This is a genomic window from Vibrio sp. 10N.222.55.C6 (assembly GCF_041473395.1).
Taxonomy (GTDB): Bacteria; Pseudomonadota; Gammaproteobacteria; order Enterobacterales; family Vibrionaceae; genus Vibrio; species Vibrio crassostreae_C.
Map to the genome: position 1 here is coordinate 1 of NZ_JBFRSD010001208.1, position 348 is coordinate 348.

The window sequence follows — 348 nt, forward strand, 5'->3', positions numbered from 1 at the left end:
TCATAAAAGAGAGCTTGAGGGTCACGAAATCGGTGACTTCGCAACGTTTGTTGGGTTACCAGTTCCAACACAAACACTTGCTGAATTAGATGCTGATATTCAGGCATCAAAGCTAGCTCAAGAGCAATTCGCAACCCAAATCACGAACACAACGCAAATAACTCAACGCGCCAATCTGAATAGCTTATCTAATGACGTTTCTATCACAGCGGTGTCACAAGAAATCAATGATTGTCTAGCTCTATCAATGGTAGACGTGCATGACGCATCTAAAGCCATAGTTACTGCGCACAAGAATAAAGTTAAAAACAAAGAGTCATTTAACGGATGGGCTGCTAGTGGTGTCGA

1 protein-coding gene is annotated in these 348 nt (G+C 42.2%); it reads left to right on the top strand.

The window, feature by feature from the left end; all coding sequences use genetic code 11:
- Positions 1-348, top strand: a 348-nt coding sequence (locus tag AB4486_RS28215) for a hypothetical protein (protein ID WP_372120135.1), incomplete at both ends; no start/stop codon positions are given.